The sequence below is a fragment of the Streptomyces sparsus genome, from assembly GCF_054776295.1.
Genome location: NZ_BAAHCA010000458.1, coordinates 1 through 3,896 on the forward strand (window position 1 = coordinate 1; position 3,896 = coordinate 3,896).

The 3,896-nt window shown below is 70.8% G+C and carries 3 protein-coding genes; all 3 read left to right on the forward strand.

Annotated elements, in window-relative coordinates; translation table 11 throughout:
- The first annotated feature begins 76 nt into the window (after window positions 1-76).
- On the forward strand, window positions 77-514 hold the full coding sequence (locus ACYVE9_RS18430) for a Fur family transcriptional regulator (protein ID WP_461028982.1): 438 nt from the start codon (window positions 77-79) through the stop codon (window positions 512-514).
- Between the two features lie 9 nt (window positions 515-523).
- On the forward strand, window positions 524-1,498 hold the full coding sequence (gene ygfZ / locus ACYVE9_RS18435) for a CAF17-like 4Fe-4S cluster assembly/insertion protein YgfZ (protein ID WP_461028983.1): 975 nt from the start codon (window positions 524-526) through the stop codon (window positions 1,496-1,498).
- A 328-nt stretch (window positions 1,499-1,826) separates the two neighbouring features.
- The gene (locus tag ACYVE9_RS18440) at window positions 1,827-3,719 is read left to right on the forward strand and encodes a pentapeptide repeat-containing protein (RefSeq protein WP_461028984.1); all 1,893 of its coding nucleotides are present in this window, start codon (window positions 1,827-1,829) and stop codon (window positions 3,717-3,719) included.
- Window positions 3,720-3,896: the final 177 nt, after the last annotated feature.

Below are 3,896 nucleotides of genomic sequence, written 5' to 3' on the forward strand. Positions count from 1 at the left end.
GGCGGGGCGGGGCGGACACCCGCCCCGCCGGCGGACGGCCGCGCCCGCCGGGCCGCGGTGCTCCTACACTGGGAGCGTGGTGAGCACCGAGTGGCAGGACGACCTGCGCAAGCGCGGATACCGGCTGACGCCGCAGCGCCAGCTCGTGCTGGAGGCCGTGGACAAGCTGGAGCACTCCACGCCCGAGGACATCCTCACCGAGGTCCGCCGCACCGCGGGCAGCGTCAACATCTCCACCGTCTACCGGACGCTGGAGCTCCTGGAGGAACTCGGGCTGGTCAGCCACGCCCACCTCGGGCACGGCGCGGCGACGTACCACCTCGCCGACCGGCACCACCACATGCACCTCGTGTGCCGGGACTGCACGCGGGTCATCGAGGCGGACGTCTCGGTGGCCGGCGGCTTCGCGGAACAACTGCGCGAGTCCTTCGGTTTCGAGACCGACGTGAAGCACTTCGCGATCTTCGGCCGCTGCCGGGAGTGCTCCGCGGAACAGCCCGACAACGCATCCTGAGGTAACCGCATGACCTACCGCAGCCCGCTGCTGTCCCTGCCCGGCGCCGTGTCCGCCGAGGGCCCGGACGAGGGCGTCGCCGCGCACTACGGCGACCTCTTCAAAGAACAGCGCGCACTCGCCGACGGCACCGGCTTCGTCGACCTCTCGCACCGCGGGGTACTGACCGTGACCGGGGACGACCGGTTGAGCTGGCTGCACCTGCTGCTCACCCAGCACGTCAGCGAGCTGCCCCCGATGCGGGCCACCGAGTCGCTGATCCTCACCGCCAACGGGCACATCGAGCACGTGCTCTACCTCGTCGACGACGGATCCACGACGTGGATACACACCGAGCCCGGACGCCAGGAGGCCCTGAAGGGCTATCTGGAGAGCATGAAGTTCTTCTACCAGGTGGACGTCGACGACCGGACCGAGGAGTTCGCGGTCGTGCACCTGCCCGCCGGCTCGATCACCGAGACGCCGCAGGACACCATCGCCCGGGAGACCCCGCACGGCCGGGACCTCTTCCTGCCGCGCGCGCGGCTGCGCGAGTTCGCCGAGGCGAACGGCAGGCCGGTGGGCGTCATGGGCTACGAGGCGCTCCGCATCGAGGGCCACCGGCCGCGGCTCGGCCTGGAGACGGACCACCGGACGATCCCGCACGAGCTGGGCTGGATCGGTACGGCCGTCCACCTGCAGAAGGGCTGCTACCGCGGTCAGGAGACGGTGGCCCGGGTGCACAACCTGGGCAAGCCGCCCAGGCGGCTGGTCTTCCTCCACCTGGACGGCAGCGAGGTGACGATCCCCGGCCACGGCGCCCCGGTGCGGCTCGCCTCGGACGGCCCCGAGGGGCGGACGCTCGGCTTCGTCACCAGCTCGGCCCGCCACCACGAGCTGGGGCCGATCGCGCTGGCCCTGGTGAAGCGCAACGTGCCCGTCGACGCCGAGCTGACGGCGGGCGACAACACCGCCGCGGCGCAGGAGACCGTCGTCGAGCCCTGACGGCAGGCGCCCCCTCGTGACAGGGGCCACCACACGACAAGGCGCCGGCGCACGACAGGCCGCCGGCGCCGCGGCGGACGCCAGGTGGACGTGACGGGCCCGCGTGGTCCGCGACCGGCTCGGTCGCGGACCGGTCGCGGGGGTTCCCCTCGGGCGTATGTCTCCAGGGCGTTCCCTCTCGGGCCTCCCGCTGCTGCCGGATCGCGCTTCCTCAGTTGCGCACGGTTCCTGTCGGTGCGGCTCTCAGTAGCGCACCGGGGTTTTCCGTCAACTGCTCGGCTGTGACCTGGTCCGGCAACTGTCGGCCGCACCGGTACGTCCTTGAAGCATGACTGCTGCTACGCCTGAACCGCCGTCCAGCATTCCGCCGAACTGGCCGTACTGCGGCCACGGCGCGACCTCAACCGAGCCGGTCGGCTGCCGCGGCATCCGCGTCGGTGACCATGCCGACTGCCTGACTCACCTAGAGGAAGCCGATCGAGCCGCCTACTTCGCGGCGCTGCTACCCGGCGCCGACATCGACCACCGAGGCACTCCGTTCACCACGGAACTGCTGGACCAGTTACTCGCCGCCCTGCACGACCCCGCCACCGGTCGCCGTCGTATCAACGACGCCTCGTTCGACGGGGCCTCCTTCTCCGGTGCTGCCTGGTTCGGCTGGGTGTCCTTCGGCAATGCCTCGTTCTACGGGGTGGCCTTCTCCGGCGCTGCGTTTTTCAGCTGGGCGTCCTTCTCCGGCGACGCCACGTTCATTGAGGCGTCCTTCTCCGGCGACGCCCACTTCGACGGGGTGTCCTTCTCCGGCGACGCCCGCTTCGGCGAGGCGTCCTTCTCCCGCGACGCCCGCTTCAGCAAGGCGTCCATCTTCGGTGCGACGGGGTTTCTCCAGGCCTCCTTCTCCGGCGACGCCCGCTTCAACGAGGTGTCCTTCTCCGGCGACGCATGGTTCGGCAGCGCGTCCTTCTCCGGCGTTGCCGTGTTCGCCCAGACGTCCTTCTCCCGCGACGCCTACTTCGACGGGGCGTCCTTCTCCGAGAACGCATGGTTCCGCGATGCGTCCTTCTCCGGCAACGTCCGGTTCGACATGGCGCGGTTCGAGAAGGCGTCGCGTTTCGGACCGCTGGCGTGCAATCAGCGGGTGGTGCTGGACGGGGCGGTGTTCCAGCAGCCGGTGACGATGCGGATCGCCGCCCGTGAGGTGAGCTGTGCGCGCACCCGGTGGGCATCGACCGCCATGCTGCACCTGCGCCACGCCGAGCTGGATCTGAGAGACGCGGTCTTCGAGTACCCGGTGCTCGTCGCCACCCGTCTCCTCCCTTTCGACCGGTCCAGCCCGACTGGCCCGTTGCCGGAGATGAAGCTGTCCGATCTGAAGCCCGGCGTGCGCCTGACGTCGGTGGGCGGGGCGGATGTCGCCCACTTGGCGCTGCACGACATCGACCTGAGTACCTGCCGATTCGCCGGCGCAATCCATCTCGACCAGCTGAAGGTCGACGGCTGGTGCACCTTCACCACCACCCCCACCGGCTGGGACCTGCGTTTCCCCTGGCGGTGGAGCCGGCGCAACACCCTGATCGAGGAGCACCACTGGCGGACCCGCACCGCCCGCCGCCCCGACCGGGCCGCTGCCTCGGGCTGGGTGAGCCCGGCTCCGGACGCCCCGGAGCTGAAGCCGACTGCGGTGGCGGTGCTGTACCGGCAGCTGCGCAAGTCGCTGGAGGACGGAAAGAACGAACCGGACGCCGCCGACTTCTACTACGGCGAATGCGAGATGCGCCGCCACGACAGCACCCGGCCCTGGGGCGAGCGCATGCTGCTGAGCCTTTACTGGGCCATGTCCGGGTACGGGCTGCGCGCCACCCGCGCACTGGTCTGGCTGGGAGCGGCGATGGCCGTCACGATCGCGGTCATGATGCTGTGGGGCCTGCCCGCCAACGACCCGAAGCCCACCACCACCGGCCGCCAGGTCGCCACCGGGCAGGAGATCGTCCTCACCACGGACACCCTCGCTCCAGTCAACCCGACCGGACCGCTGGCCGAACGGGTCTCCAGCGAGCGGTTCGAGAAGAGTCTGCGGGTGGTGATCAACTCGGTGGTCTTCCGCTCCTCCGGACAGGACCTCACCACCACCGGCACCTACACCGAGATGGCGTCCCGGCTGGCCGAGCCCGTCCTCCTCGCTCTGGCCGTCCTCGCCATCCGCAGCCGCGTCAAACGCTGACCCCCCGTACGTCCTCCCTGCGGCCCGGCAGCTGCGAAGGAGCACGCGTCAGAGGGTCTCGCTGAGGGAGTCGGCGAGGCGGCGCCGGGAGGTGCGGACGGCCAGCAGCACCGAGGCGGCGACCGCGCCCAGCACCGCCGCCACGGCCACCGCGAGCAGCACGGCGAACGGCGGGCT

Coding starts and splice junctions, on each gene's coding strand:
- ygfZ (WP_461028983.1), top strand. CDS start 524: ATGACCTACCGCAGCCCGCTGCTGTCCCTGCCCGGCGCCGTGTCCGCC.
- ACYVE9_RS18440 (WP_461028984.1), top strand. CDS start 1,827: ATGACTGCTGCTACGCCTGAACCGCCGTCCAGCATTCCGCCGAACTGG.